17 protein-coding genes and 1 tRNA gene are annotated in these 21,210 nt (G+C 73.5%); 8 read left to right on the top strand and 10 right to left on the bottom strand.

Annotation, left to right across the window (positions count from 1 at the left end; translation table 11 throughout):
* Positions 1-3: 3 nt before the first annotated feature.
* Positions 4-639, bottom strand: coding sequence for a GNAT family N-acetyltransferase (locus FHN55_RS13855; protein WP_139712869.1), 636 nt, complete (start codon positions 637-639; stop codon positions 4-6).
* 338 nt (positions 640-977) lie between these two features.
* Here FHN55_RS13855 and FHN55_RS13850 point away from each other — a divergent pair, with 338 nt between their 5' ends.
* Genes FHN55_RS13850 through FHN55_RS13835 form a run of 4 tightly spaced genes read left to right on the top strand, consistent with a single transcriptional unit; the run spans position 978 to position 5,057 of the window.
* The gene (locus tag FHN55_RS13850) at positions 978-2,294 is read left to right on the top strand and encodes a branched-chain amino acid ABC transporter permease (protein ID WP_218974650.1); all 1,317 of its coding nucleotides are present in this window, start codon (positions 978-980) and stop codon (positions 2,292-2,294) included.
* Positions 2,295-2,306: 12 nt separating this feature from the next.
* Positions 2,307-3,299 carry a branched-chain amino acid ABC transporter permease gene (locus FHN55_RS13845; RefSeq protein ID WP_139712867.1) on the top strand — a complete coding sequence of 331 codons (993 nt, stop codon included), beginning with the start codon at positions 2,307-2,309 and terminating at the stop codon, positions 3,297-3,299.
* Complete coding sequence (locus FHN55_RS13840) at positions 3,289-4,275, top strand: ABC transporter ATP-binding protein (RefSeq protein ID WP_139712866.1); 987 nt, start codon at positions 3,289-3,291, stop codon at positions 4,273-4,275. The genes FHN55_RS13845 and FHN55_RS13840 overlap by 11 nt, the downstream gene beginning before the upstream one ends.
* The gene (locus tag FHN55_RS13835; RefSeq protein ID WP_139712865.1) at positions 4,272-5,057 is read left to right on the top strand and encodes an ABC transporter ATP-binding protein; all 786 of its coding nucleotides are present in this window, start codon (positions 4,272-4,274) and stop codon (positions 5,055-5,057) included. Before FHN55_RS13840 ends, FHN55_RS13835 begins: the two co-directional genes overlap by 4 nt.
* Positions 5,058-5,348: 291 nt before the next feature.
* Here the strand turns inward: FHN55_RS13835 and FHN55_RS13830 are convergent, their stop codons facing one another.
* Together FHN55_RS13830 and FHN55_RS13825 are read right to left on the bottom strand one after the other, a co-directional pair.
* Positions 5,349-6,653 (bottom strand): ABC transporter substrate-binding protein, encoded by a 1,305-nt coding sequence (locus FHN55_RS13830; protein WP_139712864.1) that lies wholly within the window; start codon positions 6,651-6,653, stop codon positions 5,349-5,351.
* A gap of 202 nt (positions 6,654-6,855) precedes the next feature.
* Positions 6,856-7,467: an ANTAR domain-containing response regulator gene (locus tag FHN55_RS13825; RefSeq protein WP_139712863.1), complete on the bottom strand. Its 612-nt coding sequence runs from the start codon at positions 7,465-7,467 to the stop codon at positions 6,856-6,858.
* A 75-nt stretch (positions 7,468-7,542) separates the two neighbouring features.
* On the opposite strand from FHN55_RS13825, the gene FHN55_RS13820 reads away from it, so the two are divergent.
* The 3 genes from FHN55_RS13820 (at position 7,543) to FHN55_RS24155 (ending at position 8,407) form a co-directional block, all read left to right on the top strand.
* Positions 7,543-7,616, top strand: a tRNA-Leu gene (locus FHN55_RS13820).
* Positions 7,617-7,655: 39 nt separating this feature from the next.
* A complete protein-coding gene (locus FHN55_RS24160) occupies positions 7,656-8,006 on the top strand; it encodes a hypothetical protein (protein ID WP_306821809.1) in 351 nt (116 codons plus the stop codon).
* Between the two features lie 110 nt (positions 8,007-8,116).
* Positions 8,117-8,407, top strand: coding sequence for a hypothetical protein (locus tag FHN55_RS24155; RefSeq protein ID WP_306821808.1), 291 nt, complete (start codon positions 8,117-8,119; stop codon positions 8,405-8,407).
* A 205-nt stretch (positions 8,408-8,612) separates the two neighbouring features.
* Here the strand turns inward: FHN55_RS24155 and pyk are convergent, their stop codons facing one another.
* The 7 genes from pyk to trpC all read right to left on the bottom strand — a co-directional run bounded on the left by pyk (position 8,613) and on the right by trpC (position 20,527).
* Entirely contained in the window at positions 8,613-10,034 is a 1,422-nt protein-coding gene (gene pyk, locus FHN55_RS13810; RefSeq protein WP_139712862.1) for a pyruvate kinase, read from the bottom strand.
* A gap of 146 nt (positions 10,035-10,180) precedes the next feature.
* On the bottom strand, positions 10,181-11,662 hold the full coding sequence (locus tag FHN55_RS13805) for a glutamate synthase subunit beta (RefSeq protein WP_139712861.1): 1,482 nt from the start codon (positions 11,660-11,662) through the stop codon (positions 10,181-10,183).
* Positions 11,655-16,313 carry a glutamate synthase large subunit gene (gltB, locus tag FHN55_RS13800; protein WP_139712860.1) on the bottom strand — a complete coding sequence of 1,553 codons (4,659 nt, stop codon included), beginning with the start codon at positions 16,311-16,313 and terminating at the stop codon, positions 11,655-11,657. Before gltB ends, FHN55_RS13805 begins: the two co-directional genes overlap by 8 nt.
* 185 nt (positions 16,314-16,498) lie before the next feature.
* Complete coding sequence (gene lgt, locus FHN55_RS13795; RefSeq protein WP_373995735.1) at positions 16,499-17,515, bottom strand: prolipoprotein diacylglyceryl transferase; 1,017 nt, start codon at positions 17,513-17,515, stop codon at positions 16,499-16,501.
* Between the two features lie 5 nt (positions 17,516-17,520).
* Positions 17,521-18,306, bottom strand: coding sequence for a tryptophan synthase subunit alpha (trpA, locus tag FHN55_RS13790; protein ID WP_306821812.1), 786 nt, complete (start codon positions 18,304-18,306; stop codon positions 17,521-17,523).
* Between the two features lie 62 nt (positions 18,307-18,368).
* Positions 18,369-19,640 carry a tryptophan synthase subunit beta gene (trpB, locus tag FHN55_RS13785; RefSeq protein WP_139712970.1) on the bottom strand — a complete coding sequence of 424 codons (1,272 nt, stop codon included), beginning with the start codon at positions 19,638-19,640 and terminating at the stop codon, positions 18,369-18,371.
* Positions 19,641-19,690: 50 nt separating this feature from the next.
* Entirely contained in the window at positions 19,691-20,527 is an 837-nt protein-coding gene (trpC, locus tag FHN55_RS13780) for an indole-3-glycerol phosphate synthase TrpC (protein WP_139712858.1), read from the bottom strand.
* 143 nt (positions 20,528-20,670) lie between these two features.
* On the opposite strand from trpC, the gene FHN55_RS13775 reads away from it, so the two are divergent.
* A complete protein-coding gene (locus FHN55_RS13775) occupies positions 20,671-21,195 on the top strand; it encodes a DUF4190 domain-containing protein (RefSeq protein ID WP_139712857.1) in 525 nt (174 codons plus the stop codon).
* The last annotated feature ends 15 nt before the right edge of the window (positions 21,196-21,210 follow it).

The raw sequence follows: 21,210 nt of genomic DNA, 5'->3' as shown, positions 1-21,210 counted from the left end.
GCCCTAGCCGGGGGCGCGGTCCAGCTGGCGGCGGCGGCGGGCCACCAGCTCGTCGAGGGCGGCGCGGCGCCGGTCGCGGCGGCCGGCGCCGGAGGCCCCCGCGGCGGCCAGGCGGGCGCGCAGCACGGCCAGCGGGGCCGAGCGGACCACGAGCGGCCTGCCGAAGCCCAGCCGCGCCAGGAAGCGCTGCACGTCGCGCTGGCCCGTGGCCGCGGCCGCGAGGACGTCCTCGGCCCCGGCGGCCTCGGCCGAGGCCGCCACGGCGGCCAGCAGCTGGTGGCCGACGCCGCGGCGCCGCCAGGCCGGGTCGACCCACAGCTGCTCCACGTGGAGGACGACGGCGGGGGCGGGCAGCACCACCTGCCCGCGGCGCAGCACCGCCAGGCCCACGACCTCCGAGCGCGCGCCGTCTGCCGAGAGCGCCACCAGCACCTCGACGTCGGGGTGGGCCAGCAGAGCGGCCACCACGTCCCCGGCTGAGGACGCCGCGGCCTGGGCGCTCGACCCGGCGGCGAGCGGCTCCCGCTGGGCGGGCACGGGCGCCCCCCCGGGTGCCGCGGCGACCGCGTCCAGCAGCAGCGCCAGGTCCGCGGGGTCGGCGGGGTCCGCGCGGCGCACCGCGAAGGTCCTGCTGGCCACCGCACCTCCTCGCTCGGGTCCCCCGCGGGAGAGTAGACCCGCGACCTGGGGCGGACCGCGAGAGGTCGCGAGCGGGTCCGGCCGGCCCGGCCAGCTCTCCGAGCGGGGTCCGGGTGGTGCGCTCACCCGGGGTGTTCGAGGGACGACCCGGGGTGACGGCGGAGCCGGCCGGCACATCACAGCCAGGTCACGCCCGCCCGCGGCGGCCCGCCACCTGGTTATGCTCCCCCGCCACCTGACAACAGGCTGAGCGCGCTGGACCCGGTGCGCGGTCCCACCGCAGCAACACCCCGATGGAGGTCCGCGCCGTGCGGAGAACACCCCGCCGAGCAGCCCAGGTGGTCCTGGGCCTCGTGCTCGCCGTGGCTGCCCTGGCGGCAGCCCTGGTCGTCGGCGTCGCCGGCGCAGGCCCCGCCGCCGCAGCCGCCGCCTCGCCGTCGGCCAGCGCCTCGGAGGGCGCGAGCGGACTGTCCATCAACGTCCGCGTGCGCACCGGTGACGGCGACGACGTGCCCGGCGCCACCGTGGAGCTCCTGCAGGGCGGCCAGCAGGTCGCCACGGCGGAGACCGACGACCGCGGCACCGCGCAGCTCGCCGCGCCGTCGGCCGGGTCCTACGAGGTCCGGCTCGACACCGACTCGCTGCCGTCGGCCGCGGAGGGCCTGGAGCCCCGCGAGGACACCATCGCCACCACGGTCCAGGAGGGGCTGGGGCGCACCGTCGCGTTCCGCCTGTCCGAGCCCGGCACCGACTCGGCGTCCAGCGGCGTCTCGGCCGGCCAGGTGCTGCAGCGCCTGGCGACCGGCCTGCGCTTCGGCCTGGTCATCGCGCTCGGCGCCATCGGCCTGTCGCTGATCTTCGGCACGACCGGCCTGACGAACTTCGCGCACTCCGAGCTCATCACGCTGGGCGCGCTGACCACCTACCTGTACACGGCGATCGCGGGCCTGCCGTTCCTGCTCGCCGCCGCGCTGGGCCTGGTGAGCTGCGCGGTGTTCGGGTACCTCAACGACCGGGTGCTGTGGCAGCCGCTGCGCCGGCGCGGCACCGGCCTGATCGCCATGATGATCGTCTCGATCGGCCTGTCGCTGTTCCTGCGCTACACCTACCTGTACCTCTTCGGCGGCGGGGTCCGCACCTTCCCCGGGTACGCCGGCCAGGGCGGTGTCCAGGTGCTGCCGGGCGTGCTCCTGCGCCCGCTGGACCTGTGGACGATGGGGCTGTCCGTCATCGTCCTCGTCGTGGTCGCGCTCGCGCTGGTCAAGACCCGGCTGGGCAAGGCCACCCGCGCCGTCGCGGACAACCCGGCGCTCGCCTCGGCCTCCGGCATCGACGTCGACCGGGTCATCCGCACGGTCTGGGTCGTCGGGTCCGCGCTGGCGGGGCTGTCGGGCGTCGTCCTGGGCCTGCAGCAGGGCATCAGCTTCCAGATGGGCTTCCAGATCCTGCTGCTCGTCTTCGCCGCCGTGACCCTCGGCGGGCTCGGGACGGCCTTCGGAGCCGTGCTCGGCTCGATCGTCGTGGGCCTCTTCGTGGAGGTCTCCACCCTCGTCATCCCGACGGAGCTCCAGAACCTCGGAGCGCTCGTCATCCTGATCCTCATCCTGCTCGTGCGGCCCCAGGGCATCCTCGGCCGCGCCCAGCGGATCGGCTGAGAGGCGCCGACCATGGACATCCTCCCGATCATCAACAACGCCCTCGCCGCCGCGATCGGCCTCGACACCGTCATCTACGCGCTGGCCGCGCTCGGCCTCAACATCCAGTTCGGCTACGCGGGCCTGCTGAACTTCGGCCAGGCCGCCTTCGTGGCCATCGGCTCGTACGGCATCGCCACCATGGTGAGCATCGCCGGCCTGCCGTTCGGCGTCGGGATCCTCGTCGGCCTGGCCGCCTCGGTCGTGTTCGCACTGCTGCTGGGCATCCCCACGCTGAGGCTGCGGGCCGACTACCTCGCCATCGCCACCATCGCCGCCTCGGAGGTGGTGAGGCTGCTGGCCCGGTCGAACAGCCTGGGCGCCTACACCGGCGGCTCCAACGGCCTCACGGGCTTCGCCGAGGGCTTCTACGCCCTCAACCCGTTCCCGCAGGGCACCTACGGCTTCGGCCCGTGGCAGTACAACGAGCGGAACACCTGGATCCTGCTCGTCGGGTGGGTCCTGGTGGCGCTGGTGGCGCTCGGGACGTGGGCGATCATGCGCAGCCCGTGGGGGCGCGTGCTCAAGGGCATCCGCGAGGACGAGGACGCCGTGCGCGCGCTCGGCAAGAACGTCTACGCCTACAAGATGCAGGCCCTCGTGCTCGGCGGCCTGGTCGGCACCCTCGCGGGCTTCGTCTTCTCGCTCGGCCGCGCCGCCGTCCAGCCCGACAACTACGCCACGGCCTTCACCTTCTTCACCTACACCGTGCTGCTCCTCGGCGGCGCCGCCCGCGTGCTCGGCCCGGTGGTCGGCGCGGCCATCTTCTGGGTGGTGCTGTCCCTCACCGACGGCCTCCTGCGCGGGGCCATCGGCGCCGGCTGGATCCCCGACGGCCTCATGACCACCACGCAGGTCGGCCAGGTCAGGTTCATGCTGGTGGGGCTCGCACTCATGCTCCTCATGATCTACAGGCCACAAGGCATCTTCGGCGACCGGAGGGAGCTGGCTCTCGATGGCCGGTGACACCACGGCCCCTGCGACGACCGCAGCGGTCGAGCAGCAGGGCACCCGCAAGGAGGCCGCGACGCGCGCGCTGGCCGACGTCCCCCGCGTGCCCGGGGCCAAGAAGCCCGACCCGGTGCTCGTCGCCGACGGCGTCGTGCGCCGCTTCGGCGGGCTCACGGCGGTGCACGTCGACCACGTCGAGATCCAGCGCGGCGCGATCACGGCGCTGATCGGCCCCAACGGCGCCGGGAAGACGACGTTCTTCAACCTGCTGACCGGCTTCGACAGGCCGGACGAGGGGCAGTGGTCCTTCGACGGCACGGACCTGGCGCGCGTGCCGGCCCACAAGGTCGCCCGCCGCGGCATGGTCCGCACGTTCCAGCTCACCAAGGCGCTCTCGCGCCTGACGGTGCTGCAGAACATGCTCCTCGGGGCGTCCGGGCAGAAGGGCGAGAGCCTGCTGCGCGCGGCCTTCGCGGGCATCTGGCGCAGCCAGGAGAAGGCCAACACCGAGCGCGCGATGGAGCTGCTCGGGCGCTTCAAGCTCGACGCCAAGGCCGACGACTTCGCCGGCAGCCTGTCCGGCGGCCAGCGCAAGCTGCTCGAGATGGCCAGGGCGCTCATGAGCGACCCGCAGGTGGTCATGCTCGACGAGCCGATGGCCGGCGTGAACCCCGCGCTGACGCAGTCGCTGCTCGGCCACGTCAAGGACCTGCGCGAGCAGGGCATGACGGTGCTGTTCGTCGAGCACGACATGGACATGGTCCGCGACATCTCCGACTGGGTCGTCGTCATGGCCCAGGGCAAGGTCGTCGCCGAGGGCCCGCCGGAGTCGGTCATGGCCGACCCGGCCGTCATCGAGGCCTACCTCGGTGGCCACCACGACGTGTCCCTGGCCGACGAGGGCGCGGCTGCGGAGCTGGAGAAGGAGATCGAGGCCGAGGTCGACGCCGAGATCGCCGCCGACGACGACGCGAAGGGCAGGAAGGCATGAGCGGGGCCCACGCGGCGTCGACCACCATCGAGGACCGGTCGGCGCACGTCAGCGCCGCCGAGGGGGCGGTGCTGCGCGCCGACGAGCTGGTGGCCGGCTACTTCCCCGGCGTCAACATCCTCAACGGCACGGACCTCTACTGCCACGAGGGCGAGCTGGTCGGCATCATCGGCCCCAACGGCGCCGGCAAGTCGACGTTCCTCAAGGCCCTCTTCGGCCTGGTGAAGATCCGCTCCGGGAGCATCCGGCTGAAGGGCGAGGAGATCACCGGCCTGCGCGCCGACCGCCTCGTGCGCCAGGGCGTGGGCTTCGTGCCGCAGAACAACAACGTGTTCCCCTCGCTGACCATCGAGGAGAACCTGCAGATGGGCTGCTACCAGGCGCCGTCGCGCTTCAAGGAGCGCTTCGAGGCGGTGACCGACCTGTTCCCCGCGCTGGGCACCCGCCGCGCGCAGCGGGCCGGTTCGCTGTCCGGTGGTGAGCGGCAGATGGTGGCGATGGGCCGCGCGCTCATGATGGACCCCTCCGTGCTGCTGCTCGACGAGCCCAGCGCGGGCCTGTCCCCCGCCATGCAGGACGAGGTGTTCCTGCGCACCCGCCAGATCAACAAGACCGGCACCTCCGTGGTGATGGTCGAGCAGAACGCCGCCCGGTGCCTGCAGATCTGCGACCGCGCGTACGTGCTCGACCAGGGGCGCAACGCCTACACGGGCACCGGCCGCGACCTCGCCACGGACCCCAAGGTCATCGAGCTCTACCTGGGCACGCTCGCCAAGAACTGAGCAGCACCCACCCGCACGACGAGGGGCGCCACCCGGCCGGGTGGCGCCCCTCGTCGTCGTCCTCCGCTCCCCCGGCGCCCGCCCCTCCCCGACGGGGACGGGAGCGGTACGGGCCCGCCTGACGGGCACGGGGGCGTCCCCGCGGCTCCGTGAGCCGTCCGAGGACGACGACGCGCGTCTGCCGCGGGCCTGGCCCGCTCAGCAGGCCACGGGCGGCGCGACCGCCCTCAGACGCAGCGAGGGCGCCGCCCCCGGGTGGGAGCGGCGCCCTCGGCAGGGGCTACCTGCGGGTCACAGGGAGCCGGCGATGTAGTCCACGTTGGTGTACGTGTTGTCGTCGCCGTACTCGTAGATGCCGATCGTGGCCTGCGTCGGGTCGCCCTGGGGGCTGAACTCGATCGGGCCCGAGAAGCCGTCGTAGTCGATGTCCGTGCCCGCGTTCAGCAGGTCCAGGCACTCCTTGTAGGCGGTGCACTTGGTGCCGCCCTCGGAGACCGCCTGCAGCTGCGAGGCGATGGCCGTGCCGCTGTCGTCCTTCGCGGCGTGCGCGGCGAGCGCTGCCAGGACGGTCGCGTCGTAGGACTCCGGCGCGTAGCTGAAGTCGGTCAGGCTCGGGTCCACCTGGAGCAGCTTCTGGCGGAAGTCGTCGCTGGTGGCGGCGCCGGGCAGGGTGCCCTTGACGCCCTTCAGCGTGCCGGCCGGGAAGTCGTCCTTGTAGTTGGACAGGTTGCCGTCCACGAAGTACGTCGGGACCGCGGACGGGCCGATGTTCTGCGTCTGCAGCGCCTGGATGATCTGGACGGTCTGCTCGAAGCCGATCACCACGATCGCCTCGGGCTGGGCCGCGGCGACCTCGGAGGCGACGGAGTCGAAGGTGGCGGCGTCGGGGTTGAAGACCTCGTTGGCGACGATCTGGCCGCCACCGGCCGTCAGCGCCTGCTCGATGTTGGTCTGCAGGCCCGAGCCGTACGGGTCGTCCAGGGTGATGGTGGCGACGTCGAGGTGGCCGTCCTGCAGGAGCAGGTCACCCATGACGCGGCCCTGGAGCACGTCCGAGGGCGCGGTGCGCCAGTACAGGCCGCGGTCGTTGTAGGTGGTGAAGTCCGGCGAGGTGTTTGCCGGGCTGATCTGCGTCACGCCGGCGCCGGTGATGGCGTCGATGACCGTGAACGACACGCCCGAGGACGCGGCGCCGATGATGGCGTCGGTCTTGGCGGAGAGCAGGCGCTGCACCGACTGGGAGGCGATGTCGGTGGTGGTGTCGCCGGAGTCGGTCTGGTTGTAGACGACGTCCTTGCCGTTGTAGCCACCGGCCGCGTTGATGTCGTTGAGGGCCAGCTGCACGCCGGCGAACTCCGGCGGGCCCAGGAAGGCGAGCGAACCGGTCTGCGGGAGCAGGGTGCCGATGGTCAGCGTGCCGTCACCCGGCTCGACGGGGGCCTGCGTGACGCTGGCGCTCGCGGACGAGCTGGCGCTCTCGGAGCCGGTCGAGGTGGCGGCGGGGTCGTCGCCGCTGCCACCGCCGCAGGCGGCGAGGGTGAGGGAGGCGACACCGAGCACGGCGAACGCGCCGGCTCCGCGCAGGGATCGGATCATGGAGGTCCTCTCGGGGGTGCGGCGCTCACGCTCGGCGCCGCGCGGTCTGGTGACCGTAAGCGCCTCAGCGCCACCCGAGGAGGTGCTGACCTGGGTTGTTGTGCATCCGTGACCTTAGGAGCAGCTGAGGGCGGCCTCCCGGGGTGCTGTGCGTCGCGCCCAGCACCCCCGGTGACCGCCCGTCAGCGGGACCGCGGGCGCGTCAGCTGCTGACCTGGCTGAGCACCGCGTCGGCCACCTCGCGCATGGTGAGGCGGCGGTCCATCGAGGTCTTCTGGATCCACCGGAACGCCTCGGGCTCGGAGAGCCCCATGCGGGTCATGAGCAGGCCCTTGGCCCGCTCGACGCGCTTGCGGGTCTCGAAGCGCTCGGTGAGGTCGGCGACCTCCTCCTCCAGGTCGGCGATCTCCTGGAAGCGCGAGACGGCGATCTCGACGGCGGGCAGCAGGTCCGCGGAGGTGAACGGCTTGACCACGTACGCCATCGCGCCGGCGTCACGGGCGCGGTCCACCAGCTCGCGCTGGGAGAACGCCGTCAGGAGGACGACGGGCGCCAGGCGCGCCTTGCCGATGCGCTCAGCGGCGCTGATGCCGTCCATGACGGGCATCTTCACGTCCATGACCACCAGGTCGGGCTGGAGCTCCTCGACGAGGCGGACGGCGCTCTCGCCGTCACCGGCCTCGCCCACCACGTCGTAGCCCGCCTCACGGAGGATCTCGACGACGTCGAGGCGGATGATCGCCTCGTCCTCCGCGACGACGACGCGCCGACGCGGCCCTGCGCCCGGCTCCGCCTGGGTACCCTGCTCGCTCACGCGGGTACTTTAGTGGGCCCGGAAGGGTGCGCCTTGCACACGTGCCTCCTCCGAGGTGCCCAACTGAACACAGTTGCCCCGGTAACCCAATTGGCAGAGGTCGCGGATTCAAAACCCGCTCAGTGTGGGTTCGAGTCCCACCCGGGGCACAGCACAGCGGTGTCAGACCCGCGCTGCAGGGTCAGGCCATGCACTCCCCCGCAACGCGTCGAGCCGCTCGGGAGCTGGTGGAGGCCGGCCTGGGCGACGCAGAGGTCGCCAGGCGGATCGGCGTGGGCCGGTCGACCATCAGGTCCTGGCGTTCGCAGCGCTGGCGCCCTCCGATGCTCCGCAACACGTGCTTCCGCTGTGACGAGATCGCCTGCCCGCCGCCCGACCCCGGGTCGTACGCCTACCTCCTCGGCCTCTACCTCGGCGACGGGTGCATCAGCGACCTCCCCCGCGGCGTGCAGGTGCTGCGCATCGCCTGCTGCGACGACTACCCGGACCTCATGGACGAGTGCGAGGCCGCCATCGCGGCCGTCCGCCCTGCGCAGTGAGTCGCACCCGGTCGCAGGGCTGCCACTACGTCCAAGCCTTCTGGAAGCACTGGTCCTGCGTGTTCCCGCAGCACGGGCCAGGGCGCAAGCACGACCGGACGATCGCACTGGTGCCCTGGCAGCAGGCGATCATCGACGCGCACGCCGGCAAGCTGCTGCGTGGGCTGTTCCACAGCGATGGGGCCAGGGTGCAGAACTGGGGCATCGGCGCGAACGGCAAGCGCTACGAGGGCTACGTCCGCTACTTCTTCGACAACGCCTCGCAGGACATCATCGGCATCTGCTGCGCCAGCCTCGACCGGCTCGGGATTTCCTACACGCGCCCCAAGGAACGCACAGTGTCTGTCGCGCGGAGGGCTGCTGTTGCCGTCCTCGACGAGCACGTGGGCCCGAAGAGCTGACCCCAGCGCTGACCGCTCGCCCGCCAGGGCGGGCGCCGCCGCACCGTGGACGCTGCCTTCCGGTCTGGTCGCCCACGCGGGAGGACAGCGTCCACGGTCACGCGGTGGAGCGCGGCGCAGTGCCCTCGGGCCCGGTCCTCACGACGGCGAGGGGCCGGGTCCGGCGCAGCGGCTGCGCCCGACCCGGCCCCTCGGCGTCGTCGTCCTACTCGTTCTTGGCGTCCCCGACGCGGTGCACGCGGACCGCGTTGGTGGACCCGACCTTGCCGGGGGGCGAGCCGGCGCAGATGACGACCGTGGACCCCTCGTCGACGCGGTGGATGTCGAGCAGGGCCTTGTCGACCTGGGCGACCATGTCGTCAGTGGTGTTGACGAACGGCACCAGGAACGGCTCGGTGCCCCACGTCAGCGCGAGCTGGTTGCGGGTGGCCGCATCCGGCGTGAACGCCAGCGCCGGGATCGGGGAGCGCAGCCGCGCCATGCGGCGGGCGGAGTCGCCGGAGACCGTGAAGGTGACCAGCTGGCTGGCGCCGATGTTCTCCGCGATCGCGCGGGCCGCCCACGTCACCGCACCGCCCTGGGTGTGGGGGGTGGTGCCGAGGGGGCGGATGCGGTCGAGCGCCTCCTTCTCGGTGTTCGCGATGATCCTGGCCATCGTCTGCACGGTCTCGATGGCGAACTCGCCGACGCTGGTCTCACCGGACAGCATCAGCGCGTCAGCGCCGTCGAGGACGGCGTTGGCGACGTCGCTGGCCTCGGCCCGCGTCGGGCGCGGGGCGCTGATCATCGAGTCGAGCATCTGGGTGGCCACGATGACCGGCTTGGCGTTGCGGCGGCACATCTCCACCGCGCGCTTCTGCACGATCGGCACCTGCTCCAGCGGCAGCTCCACGCCCAGGTCGCCGCGGGCGACCATGACGCCGTCGAAGGCGGCGACGACGCCCTCGAGGTCCGCCACGGCCTGCGGCTTCTCGACCTTGGCGATGACCGGGCGACGGACGCCCACCTCGTCCATGATCGCGTGGACGTCGTGGATGTCGGCGCCGGAGCGCACGAAGGACAGGGCGATGAAGTCGACGCCGGTCTTGAGGGCCCAGCGCAGGTCGTCGGCGTCCTTCTCGGACAGCGCGGGCACGCTCACGGCCACGCCGGGCAGGTTGATGCCCTTGTTGTTGGAGACCGGGCCCGGCACGACGACCTTCGTGTGGACGCGGGGGCCGTCGACGGAGACGACCTCCAGGCCCACGCGGCCGTCGTCGATGAGGAGCGGGTCGCCCGGGGCCACGTCACCGGCGAGGCCCTTGTACGTGGTCGAGCAGATCTCCTTGGTGCCCGGCACGTCCTCGGTGGTGATGGTGAAGCTGTCACCGACGGCCAGCAGGTGCGGTCCGTCGGTGAACCGGCCCAGGCGGATCTTCGGGCCCTGCAGGTCGGCGAGGATCGCGACCGCGTGGCCGGAGGCATCGCTGGCCTTGCGGACCAGGTTGTAGCGACGCAGGTGGTCGGCCTGGTCGCCGTGGGACATGTTGAGGCGGGCGACGTCCATCCCGGCCTCGATGACGGCTGCCATCCGTTCCGGGGTGTCCAGTGCGGGCCCCAGCGTGCAGACGATCTTCGCGCGGCGCATGGGCCCAACCCTAGGCCCGCACCGGGCGCCCCCGACCTGGGGGGCGCCCGGCGCGACCAGCACCTGCTCCGAGCGTGTGAGCGTTCACACGCCGTTCACCCCGGACGGCCGACCAGCGGCCGCGCGGGGCTCCCCCGGACAGGGGGTCAGACGACGAGCGGCCTCGCGGACGGCGTGACGGGAGCCGGCAGCGTGCTCGGGCGCCCGGTGAGGAACTCATCGACGGCGGCCGCGCACGCGCGGCCCTCGGCGATCGCCCACACGATGAGGCTGGCGCCGCGGCCGGCGTCGCCCACCACGAACGTGCCCGGGCGCGAGGACTGCCAGCCCTCGTCGCGCACGAGCGCGCCGTCACGGCCGACCTCCAGGCCCAGCTGCTCCACCATGGGCATCTTCTCGACGCCGGAGAAGCCCAGCGCCAGCAGCACCAGCTGGGCCGGCAGCTCGCGCTCGGAGCCCTCGACCACGGTGTAGGTGCGGTCCGGGTGGCGGACCACCTCGACCATGCGCAGCGCCGCGACACCGCCCTGGCCGTCGTCCACCAGCTCCGTGGTGGAGGCGGTGTAGACGCGCTCCCCGCCCTCCTCGTGGGCCGAGGAGGTGCGGAACACCAGCGGGTAGGTCGGCCACGGCTGGTTGCCCGTGCGGTCCGGCGGCGGGGTCGGGCCGATGGCCAGCTGCGTCACCGACCTCGGGTTCTGCCGCAGCACGGTGCCCAGGCAGTCCGCGCCGGTGTCGCCGGCGCCGATGATGATGACGTCCTTGCCCTCGGCCGTGAGGCGCTTCTCGGCGGGCACGGAGTCGGGCACGGGCTGGCCCAGGGCCAGCTTGTTGCCCTGCGGCAGGAACTCCATCGCCTGGAGCACGCCGTGGAGCTGGCGCCCGGGGACGTCCAGCTCGCGCGGCTGCAGCGCTCCCACGGCCATGACGACGGCGTCGTACCGGTCCGCCAAGCGGGCGGCGTCGACGTCTCCGCCGACGTCGACGCCGGTGCGGAAGCGGGTGCCCTCCGCCTCCATCTGCTTGATGCGCCGGTCGATGTGGCGCTTCTCCATCTTGTACTCGGGCACGCCGTAGCGCATGAGCCCGCCCAGGGCGTCGTCGCGCTCGTACACGGCCACGGTGTGGCCGGCGCGCGTGAGCTGCTGGGCGGCCGCCAGGCCGGCCGGGCCGGAGCCGATGACGGCGACGGTCTTGCCGGTGAGGCGCTCCGGGGGCAGGGGCTGCACCCAGCCCTCGTCCCAGGCGCGCTCGATGATCGACTCCTCGACCAGCTTGATGGTCACCGGGTCCTGGTTGATCCCCAGCACGCACGCCGCCTCGCACGGGGCGGGGCAGAGCTTGCCGGTGAACTCCGGGAAGTTGTTGGTGGCGTGCAGCTGCTCGATCGCCTCGCGGAAGTCGCCGCGGCGCGTGAGGTCGTTCCACTCGGGGATGAGGTTCCCCAGCGGGCAGCCGTTGTGGCAGAAGGGGATGCCGCAGTCCATGCAGCGCCCCGCCTGGCGGGACAGCACGCCGGGCTCGACCGGCTCGTAGACCTCCCGCCAGTCCTTGATGCGCACCGGCACCGGGCGGCGCGGGGCGTTCTCGCGGACGGGGGTGGTGAGGAACCCTCGGGGGTCAGCCACGGACGGCCTCCATGATCTGCTGCCAGACGTCGGCGCCGTCGGGGTCGTTCCCCTCGGCGGTGGCGGCCTCGCGCAGCGCGGTGACGCGCGCGAAGTCGCGCGGGACGAGTGCGGTGAACCTGCTCAGCGCCTCGCTCGTGAGCGCGCCGCCCTCGAGCAGCGAGGAGGCCACGGCGGAGCCGGTCTCCTCGAGGTGGCGGGCCAGCAGCCGCGCGACGAGCCCGCGCTCGGCGTCGGTGCCCTCGGCCAGCGGGCGGGAGGTCAGCTCGCCGCTGCGCACGGCCGCCGCGTTGAGCTTCTCGGGCACGAGGTCGAGCACGTAGGCCGTGCCGCCGGACATGCCCGCGCCGACGTTGCGGCCGGTGGCGCCGAGGACGACGACGACGCCGCCGGTCATGTACTCGCAGGCGTGGTCGCCCGTGCCCTCCACCACGATGGAGGCGCCCGAGTTGCGCACGGCGAACCGCTCGCCCACCCGGCCGGACAGGAACACCTCGCCGGAGGTGGCGCCGTAGCCGACGGTGTTGCCGGCGATGACGTTGTCCACGGCGCCCGCGCCGGCGAACGGCGCGGCCTCGTGCGGGGTGACGACCACGCGGCCGCCGGACAGGCCCTTGCCGACGTAGTCGTTGGCGTCGCCCACGAGCCGCAGCGTGACGCCGGCCGGGAGGAACGCGCCGAACGACTGGCCCGCCGACCCCACGAGGGTGAGGTCGACGGTGCCGTCCGGGGCGCCGTCGGGGCCGAAGCTCTTGGTGACCTCGTGGCCGAGCATCGTGCCGACCGTGCGGTTGACGTTGCGGATGGAGAAGGTCGCGCTGACCCGCTCCCCGCTGTCGAGCGCAGCGCGGCTGGCCGCGATGAGCTGGTGGTCCAGCGCCTTCTCCAGGCCGTGGTCCTGCGCGGAGGTCTGGCGGCGCGCGGCGCCGTCGGCGACCTCCACGTCGGCGAGCACGGGCGAGAGGTCGAGGCCCGAGGCCTTCCAGTGCTCCACGGCGCGGCGCACGTCGAGGGAGCCGACCTGGCCGACCGCCTCGTCGAGGCTGCGGAAGCCCAGCGCGGCGAGGTGCTCGCGCACCTCCTCGGCCAGGTACTCGAAGAACGTCACCACGAACTCGGGCTTGCCGGTGAAGCGCTCGCGCAGCACCGGGTTCTGCGTGGCCACGCCCACCGGGCAGGTGTCGAGCTGGCAGACGCGCATCATGATGCAGCCGCTGACCACGAGCGGGGCGGTGGAGAAGCCGTACTCCTCGGCGCCGAGCAGCGCCGCCACCACGACGTCGCGGCCGGTCTTCAGCTGGCCGTCGACCTGGACGCTGACCCGGTCCCGCAGGCCGTTGAGCAGCAGCGTCTGCTGGGTCTCGGCCAGGCCCAGCTCCCACGGGGCGCCGGTGTGCTTGAGGGAGGTCAGCGGGGCCGCGCCCGTGCCGCCGTCGTGCCCGGAGATCAGGACGACGTCGGAGTGGGCCTTCGCCACGCCCGCCGCGACCGTGCCGACGCCGACCTCGGACACGAGCTTGGTGTGCACGCGCGCCGCGGGGTTGGCGTTCTTGAGGTCGTGGATGAGCTGGGCGAGGTCCTCGATGGAGTAGATGTCGTGGTGCGGCGGCGGGGAGATGAGGCCCACGCCCGGCGTCGCGTGACGGGTCTTCGCGATGTTCGGGTAGACCTTCGGGCCGGGCAGCTGCCCGCCCTCGCCCGGCTTCGCGCCCTGCGCCATCTTGATCTGCAGGTCGGTCGCGTGGGTGAGGTAGGCGCTGGTGACGCCGAACCGGCCCGACGCGATCTGCTTGATGGCGCTGCGGCGCTCGGGGTCGAGCAGGCGGTCGACGTCCTCGCCGCCCTCACCGGTGTTCGACTTGGCGCCGAGCCGGTTCATGGCGATGGCGAGGGTCTCGTGCGCCTCGGCGGAGATGGAGCCGTAGCTCATCGCGCCGGTGGAGAAGCGCTTGACGATCTCACTGACCGGCTCGACCTCGTCCAGCGGCACCGGCTGGCGGCCGGTCGCGGCGGCGTCCTTGAAGGAGAACAGGCCGCGCAGCGTCATGAGGCGCTCGGACTGGTCGTCGACGCGCTCGGTGTACTGGCGGAAGACGTCGTAGCGGCGCGCGCGGGTGGCGTGCTGGAGGCGGAAGACCGTCTCCGGGTCGAACAGGTGGGGCTCGCCCTCGCGCTTCCACTGGTACTCGCCGCCCACGTCGAGGCGGCGGTGCGCCGGGGCCGCGCCCTCGACGGGGTAGGCCCGGGCGTGCCGGGCGGCCACCTCGGCGGCGATGACGTCGATGCCGACCCCGCCCAGCTGGGTGGTGGTGCCGGTGAACCAGCGGTCGACCAGCTCCTGGGACAGGCCGATGGCCTCGAAGACCTGGGCGCCGCGGTAGGAGGCGACGGTCGAGATGCCCATCTTGGACATCACCTTGAGCACGCCCTTGCCGAGCGCGTAGATGAGCTTGCGCACCGCCTGCTGGGGGTCGGTCCCCTCCAGCAGCCCGTGGCGGCAGAGGTCCTCGACGGACTCCATGGCCAGGTACGGGTTGATGCAGGCCGCGCCGTAGCCGATGAGCAGCGCGACGTGGTGCACCTCGCGCACGTCACCGGCCTCCACCACGAGGCCGACCTGGGTGCGGGTCTTCTCGCGGATGAGGTGGTGGTGGACGGCGCTGGTGAGCAGCAGCGAGGGGATCGGCGCCCAGACGGCGTCGGAGTCGCGGTCGGACAGGAGCACGAAGCGCGCGCCGCCGGCGATGGCCTCGGAGACCTCGGCGCAGATCTCGCGCAGACGGCGCTCGAGCTCCTCACCGCCGCCCGCGACGCGGTACAGGCCGCGGACCCGGTGGGTGGTGAAGCCCTCCAGCCTGCCCTCGGTGCCGATGTGGGTGATCTTGGCGAGCTCGTCGTTGTCGATCACCGGGAACGGCAGGCGCAGCTGGCGGCAGTGCTCCGGCGTCGCGCCCAGGGCGTTCGACTCCGGGCCCATCACGACGCCCAGGCTGGTGACGACCTCCTCGCGGATGGCGTCCAGCGGCGGGTTCGTGACCTGGGCGAAGAGCTGGGTGAAGTAGTCGAAGAGCAGGCGGGGCCGCTCGGACAGCACCGCGATCGGCGTGTCGGTGCCCATGGACCCCACCGGCTCCGCGCCGGAGGCGGCCATCGGCGCGAGGATGAGGCGCAGCTCCTCCTCGGTGTAGCCGAACGCCTGCTGGCGCCGCGTCACGGAGGCGTGGGTGTGGAGCACGTGCTCGCGCTCGGGCAGGTCGGGCAGCTCGACCATGCCCTCGGCCAGCCACTCCGCGTAGGGGTGCTCGGCGGCGAGCTGCCCCTTGACCTCCTCGTCGGGGATGATCCGGCCCGGCTCGTCGGCGGTGCCGACGTCGAGCAGGAGCATGCGCCCCGGCTGAAGGCGGCCCTTGCTGACCACGCGCTCGGGCGCGATGTCGAGCACGCCCACCTCGCTGGCCAGGACGACGAGACCGTCGTCGGTGACCCAGTAGCGGGAGGGGCGCAGGCCGTTGCGGTCGAGCACGGCGCCGATGAGGCGCCCGTCGGTGAAGGTCACCGCCGCGGGCCCGTCCCAGGGCTCCATGAAGGTGGAGTGGAAGGCGTAGAAGGCCCGCCGCGCCTCGTCCATCTGGGCGTGGTTCTCCCACGCCTCGGGGATCATCATGAGGACCGCGTGGGGCAGCGAGCGGCCCGTCAGGTGCAGCAGCTCGAGGACCTCGTCGAAGGAGGCCGAGTCGCTGGCGCCGGGGGTGCAGACCGGGAACAGCCGCGACAGGTCGCCCTCGATGAGGTCGGTGGCGAGCTGGCTCTCACGGGTGCGCATCCAGTTGCGGTTGCCGCGGACGGTGTTGATCTCACCGTTGTGGGCGATGTAGCGGAACGGGTGCGCGAGCGGCCAGCTGGGGAAGGTGTTCGTGGAGAAGCGCGAGTGCACGATCGCCAGCTGGGTGGCCAGGCGGCGGTCGGACAGGTCTGGGAAGAACGGCTCGAGCTGGCCGGTGGTGAGCATGCCCTTGTAGACGAGCGTCCGGCTGCTCAGGGAGGCGAAGTAGACGTCCAGCTCGCGCTCGGCGCGCTTGCGGAGCACGAACGCCAGGCGGTCGAGCTCGACGCCGGAGACGCCGGCCTTGGAACCGGCGCCGGCCACGACGAGGTGGCGGAAGCGGGGCATGCAGGAGCGGGCGGTGTGGCCCACCAGGGACGCGGTGACCGGCACCTCGCGCCAGCCGACGACGCGCAGGCCCTCCTCGGCCGCGGTAGCGGCGATCTCGGCCTTGGCGATGGCCTCCTCGCCGTCGTCGTCGGGCAGGAAGCCCAGCCCGACGGCGTACTGGCCCGCGGGCGGCAGCTCCGCCCCGGACGGGTCGCCCTGCTCGGCCCAGACGGCGCGCAGGAACGCGTCGGGCACCTGCAGGAGGATGCCCGCGCCGTCGCCGCTGTCGACCTCGGCGCCGACGGCGCCGCGGTGGTCGAGGTTGCGCAGGGCCGTGAGCGCCTGCTCCACCACCTCGTGCGTGGCGCCCGAGCGGAGGTTGGCCACGAAGGCGACGCCGCAGGCGTCCTTCTCCGCGGCGGGGTCGTACAGGCCCTGCGCACTCGGCTGCGCGGAGAAGCGCTGCAGTGCGCGGGAGGTGTCGCGCGTGGGGGCCATGGTGACCGTCCTCGGGGCTGGCCGGCGGGCAGAGCCCGCCGGGTGTGGTCTCGGGGCTGGCGGCAGTGCTGCTGCTGATCGACTGGTGGTGACTGGGTCGTCGAGCGGGGACGGCGCTGGCCCGGCACGCTGACACGGACGATAGCACCGGCGAGGGACCTCTCCGGTGCTCGAGGACGTGACTGCTATCTCACATCGCGAGACGCTGTGTCCCGTCCACCGGACGGTTCCTCCTGGCGGTCGGCCGCGGCGCCCCCACCGGTGGCCTCGCGGGACGCGGCGGCGGAGGCGGACTCCTCCTCACCGGCCCCGCCGGTGGGACCGGAGGCGGCTGCCTGGGCCTCCCGGTAGGACGCGGAGCGGGCGGGCACGAGCACCGAGGCCTCCACGCCGGGGTGGCGGCGGGCGCTCACGACGAAGGCGACCACGCCGGCCAGACCGACCACGAGGCAGGTCCAGATGTTGAGCCGCAGCCCCAGGACCTGCTCGGCCGGGTCGATCCGCAGGGCCTCGATCCACACGCGACCGAGGGTGTACAGGACCACGTAGCCGAAGAAGACCCGGCCGTGGCCCAGTCGGAAGCGGCGCTGCGCCCAGACGAGCACCCCGGCCGCGGCCACGTTCCAGAGGGCCTCGTAGAGGAACGTCGGGTGGTAGGTCGCGACGTCCTCGTAGCCGGGTTCGCGGTGCTCGGGGCTGATCTCCAGCGCCCACGGCAGCGTGGTGGGCCGCCCGTACAGCTCCTGGTTGAACCAGTTGCCGAAGCGGCCGACGGCCTGGGCCAGCAGCAGGCCCGGGGCGAGGGCGTCGGCGTAGGAGGAGAACCGCGCCCCCACGGCGCGGCAGCCGATCCACGCGCCGAGGGCGCCCAGCGCGACGGCCCCCCAGATGCCCAGGCCGCCGTTCCAGACGAACAGGGCCGCGACCGGGTCGCCGCCCTCCCCGAAGTACGCCTCCGGGGAGGACACCACGTGGTAGAGCCGCCCGCCGACGATCCCGAAGGGCACGGCCCACAGGGCGATGTCGGCGACCTGGCCGGGCAGGCCCCCGCGGGCGCGCCAGCGGCGGTCGGTCAGCCACACCGCCAGCGCGATGCCGGCGAGGATGCAGAAGGCGTAGGCGCGCAGGGGCACCGGGCCGAGGTGCCACACGCCCTGGGACGGGCTGGGGATGGAGGCGAGCACGCCCGCGACCTCCAGCACGGACGTCACCCGCGGGCGCCGGCGACGCCGGCGGCCAGGTCGCGGACGACGCGCTCCAGGCCCGGGACGCCGTCGTCGGACAGGGCGCGCACCAGCGCGGAACCGACGATCACACCGTCGGCGTAGGCGCCGACCTCGGCCGCCTGCTCGCCGGTCGAGACGCCCAGGCCCACGCAGACCCGCTCGGCGCCGGCGCCGCGGACGGCCGCCACCAGGCCCTCGGCGGCCGAGCCGACCGAGGTGCGGGTGCCGGTGACGCCCATGGTGGAGGCGGCGTAGGTCCAGCCGCGGCAGGCCGCCGCCGTGGAGGCCAGCCGGGCCGGGGTGGAGGAGGGGGCCACGAGGAAGACGCGCTCGAGCCCGTGCGCGTCGCTGGCGCCCAGCCACTCCCCCGCTTCGTCGGGGACGAGGTCGGGGGTGATGAGCCCCGCACCGCCGGCGGCCGCGAGGTCGCGCGCGAAGGCGGCCACCCCGTAGCGCAGCACCGGGGCCCAGTAGCTCATGACGAGCACCGGGGCGCGCTCGCCGTCGGGGGCGGAGGCGAGCTGCTCCACGGACTCCAGCACGTGGCGGATCCGGGTGCCGCCCCGCAGCGCCGCCTCCGCGGCGGCCTGGATGACGGGGCCGTCCATGACGGGGTCGGAGTAGGGCAGGCCCAGCTCGATGACGTCGAGGCCCGCGGCCACGGAGGCGCGCAGCGCGTCCACGCAGCCGCGCTGGTCCGGGAAGCCGGCCGGCAGGTAGCCGACCAGCGCCGGACGGCCGGCGTCGCGGGCGGCGTCGATCGCCAAGGCGCTGCTCGGCCCAGCGCTGGTCGCCCCGGCGGCGGTGGCGGCGGGCAGGTCGGTGGTGCTCACCAGCCCGTCGCCTCCGTCTCCTCCACGGGCCCGCCGACGCGCTCGGCCTCGGAGGCCACCAGGTCGGCGTCGCTGACCAGCCCGAAGTAGCGGGCGGCGGTGTCGACGTCCTTGTCCCCGCGACCGGAGAGGTTCACCAGCACCACGCCGTCGGGCCCCAGCTCGCGGCCGGCGCGCAGCGCCCCGGCCAGGGCGTGCGCGCTCTCGATGGCCGGGATGATGCCCTCCGTGCGGCACAGCAGGCGGAACGCCTCCATGGCCTCGGAGTCCGTGACCGGCTCGTAGCGGGCGCGGCCGGTGGAGGCGAGGTAGGCGTGCTCGGGCCCGACGCCGGGGTAGTCCAGGCCGGCGGAGATGGAGTGGCTGTCGAGGGTCTGGCCGTCCTCGTCCTGCAGGACCAGCGAGCGGGCGCCGTGCAGCACGCCGGACACCCCGCCCGTGATGGACGCGGCGTGGCGGCCCGTCTCGACGCCGTCGCCCGCGGCCTCGAGCCCGAGGAGCCCGACGCCCTCGTCCTCGATGAAGGCGTGGAAGATCCCGATGGCGTTGGAGCCGCCCCCGACGCACGCGGCGACGACGTCGGGCAGGCGCCCGACGCGCTCGAGCACCTGAGCCCGGGCCTCGACGCCGATGGTGCGGTGGAAGTCGCGCACCATGGCCGGGAAGGGGTGCGGACCCGCCACCGTGCCGAGCACGTAGTGGGTGTCGTCGACGTGGGCGACCCAGTCGCGGAACGCCTCGTTGAGGGCGTCCTTCAGGGTGGCCGTGCCGGTGCTCACCGGGACGACCTCGGCGCCGAGCAGGCGCATCCGGGCGACGTTGAGCGCCTGCCGGCGGGTGTCGACCTCGCCCATGTAGACGACGCACTCCAGGCCCATGAGGGCCGCGGCCGTGGCCGTGGCCACGCCGTGCTGGCCGGCGCCGGTCTCGGCGATGACGCGGGTCTTGCCCATGCGCTTGGTGAGCAGCGCCTGGCCCAGCACGTTGTTGATCTTGTGCGAGCCGGTGTGGTTGAGGTCCTCGCGCTTGAGCAGCACCCGGGCGCCGCCGGCGTGCTCGGCGAAGCGGGGCACCTCGGTGAGGATGCTCGGACGCCCCGTGTACTCGCGCTGCAGCCTGTCGAGCTCCGCGGCGAAGGCCGGGTCCGCGGCGGCGCGGGAGTACTCCTCGTCGAGCTGGTCGAGCGCGGCGATCAGCGCCTCGGGCACGAAGCGCCCGCCGAACTCCCCGAAGTACGGACCGCGCTGGCCCACCCGCTGGAACAGCAGCTGCTCGTCGAGGGCCGCCGTCGTCGACGGGGACGACGACACGTCGGCGCTCACGGCCTGCCGCTGCGCGAGACCGCGCGCAGCGACGGGTGGGAGCCGGCGGCGACCAGGTCGGCCACGGCCGTGCGGGGGTCGCGCCCGGTGACGAGGGCCTCCCCCACGAGCACCGCGTCGGCGCCGGCGCGGGCGTGCTCGACCACGTCGTGCGCGGAGCGGACGCCGGACTCGGCGACGCTGACCACCGAGTCGGGGATGCGGTGCGCGCAGCGGGCGAAGGTGGTGGGGTCGACCTCGAGGGTCTTGAGGTTCCGCGCGTTCACGCCGATGAGCTGGGCCCCGGCGGCGACGGCGCGGTCCACCTCGGCCTCGTCGTGCGCCTCCACGAGCGCGCACATGCCCAGGGAGTGGATGCGCTCGACCAGGGACACCAGGGCCTCCTGCTCCAGGGCGGCCACGATGAGCAGCACCAGGTCGGCGCCGGCCGCACGGGCCTCCCAGACCTGGTAGCTGGACACGACGAAGTCCTTGCGCAGGACCGGGACGTCGACGGCGGCCCGCACCGCGCGCAGGTCGTCGAGGCTGCCGCCGAAGCGGCGGCGCTCGGTCAGCACGCTGATGGCGCTGGCCCCGCCCGCCTCGTACTCCTTGGCGAGGGCCGCCGGGTCCTCGATGGGCGCCAGCGCGCCCTTGCTCGGGCTCGACCGCTTGACCTCGGCGATGACGGTCACCTGGCCGCGGTCGTCGCCGCCGGGCCGCAGCGCCTCCAGGGCGCTGCGCGCCGACGGGGCCCGGCGCGCGGCCTCCTTCAGCTCGTCCAGCGACGTGGCGGCCTGGCGCTCGGCCAGGTCCTCCCGGACGCCGGCGAGGATCTCCTCCAGCACGCTCACGGGGCCAGGGTAGTCCGCGCCGGGAGCACCCCCGTCCGCTCTCCCCGTCCGGGTGCTGATCGAGAGGCGGTCCGCCGCAAGATCGCTACCGTGGCGGGAAGAGGCCGCTCGCCAGCGGCGCGCACAGACGAGGAGAGGGCCCCATGAGCACGCAGGACCCCTACGGCACGTCCGACCAGCCGCCGCGCACCGGCTCGAGCGCGTCGGGCCCGTCCGGCTCGCAGCCGTCGTGGCAGCAGTCCGCCCCGGCGGGCCCGCAGCAGGGCTACCCGGCCGCCCCCCAGCAGGGCTACCCCGCCTACGCCGGGCAGGGCGGCTACGACCGGCCCGCCCCCAAGAACGGCGTCGGGCTGGCCGCCCTGATCATCGGCATCCTCGCCCTCCTGCTCAGCTTCACGGTCTTCGGCGGGATCATCCTCGGCCTGGTGGCGATCGTCCTCGGGATCATCGGCGCGCGGCGCGTCAAGCGGGGTCTGGCGACCAACCGGGGCGCGTCGATCACCGGCGTGGTCCTGGGTGTCCTCGGGCTCATGGTGAGCATCGCCTTCATCGCCCTCGGGGCCTTCTTCTTCAGCCAGACGGCTGACTGCAACCAGTACATCGAGAGCAACGACCAGGCCGGCTACCAGCAGTGCCTCGAGAGCCAGCTGGGCGGCCAGGGCAGCTGACCGCCCCCCCCCCGG

This window comes from Streptomyces sp. NP160, assembly GCF_006335115.1.
Classification (GTDB): domain Bacteria; phylum Actinomycetota; class Actinomycetes; order Actinomycetales; family Quadrisphaeraceae; genus Quadrisphaera.
Note: the sequence above shows the minus strand (reverse complement) of the source record. Positions and strands in the feature narration are given on the sequence as shown.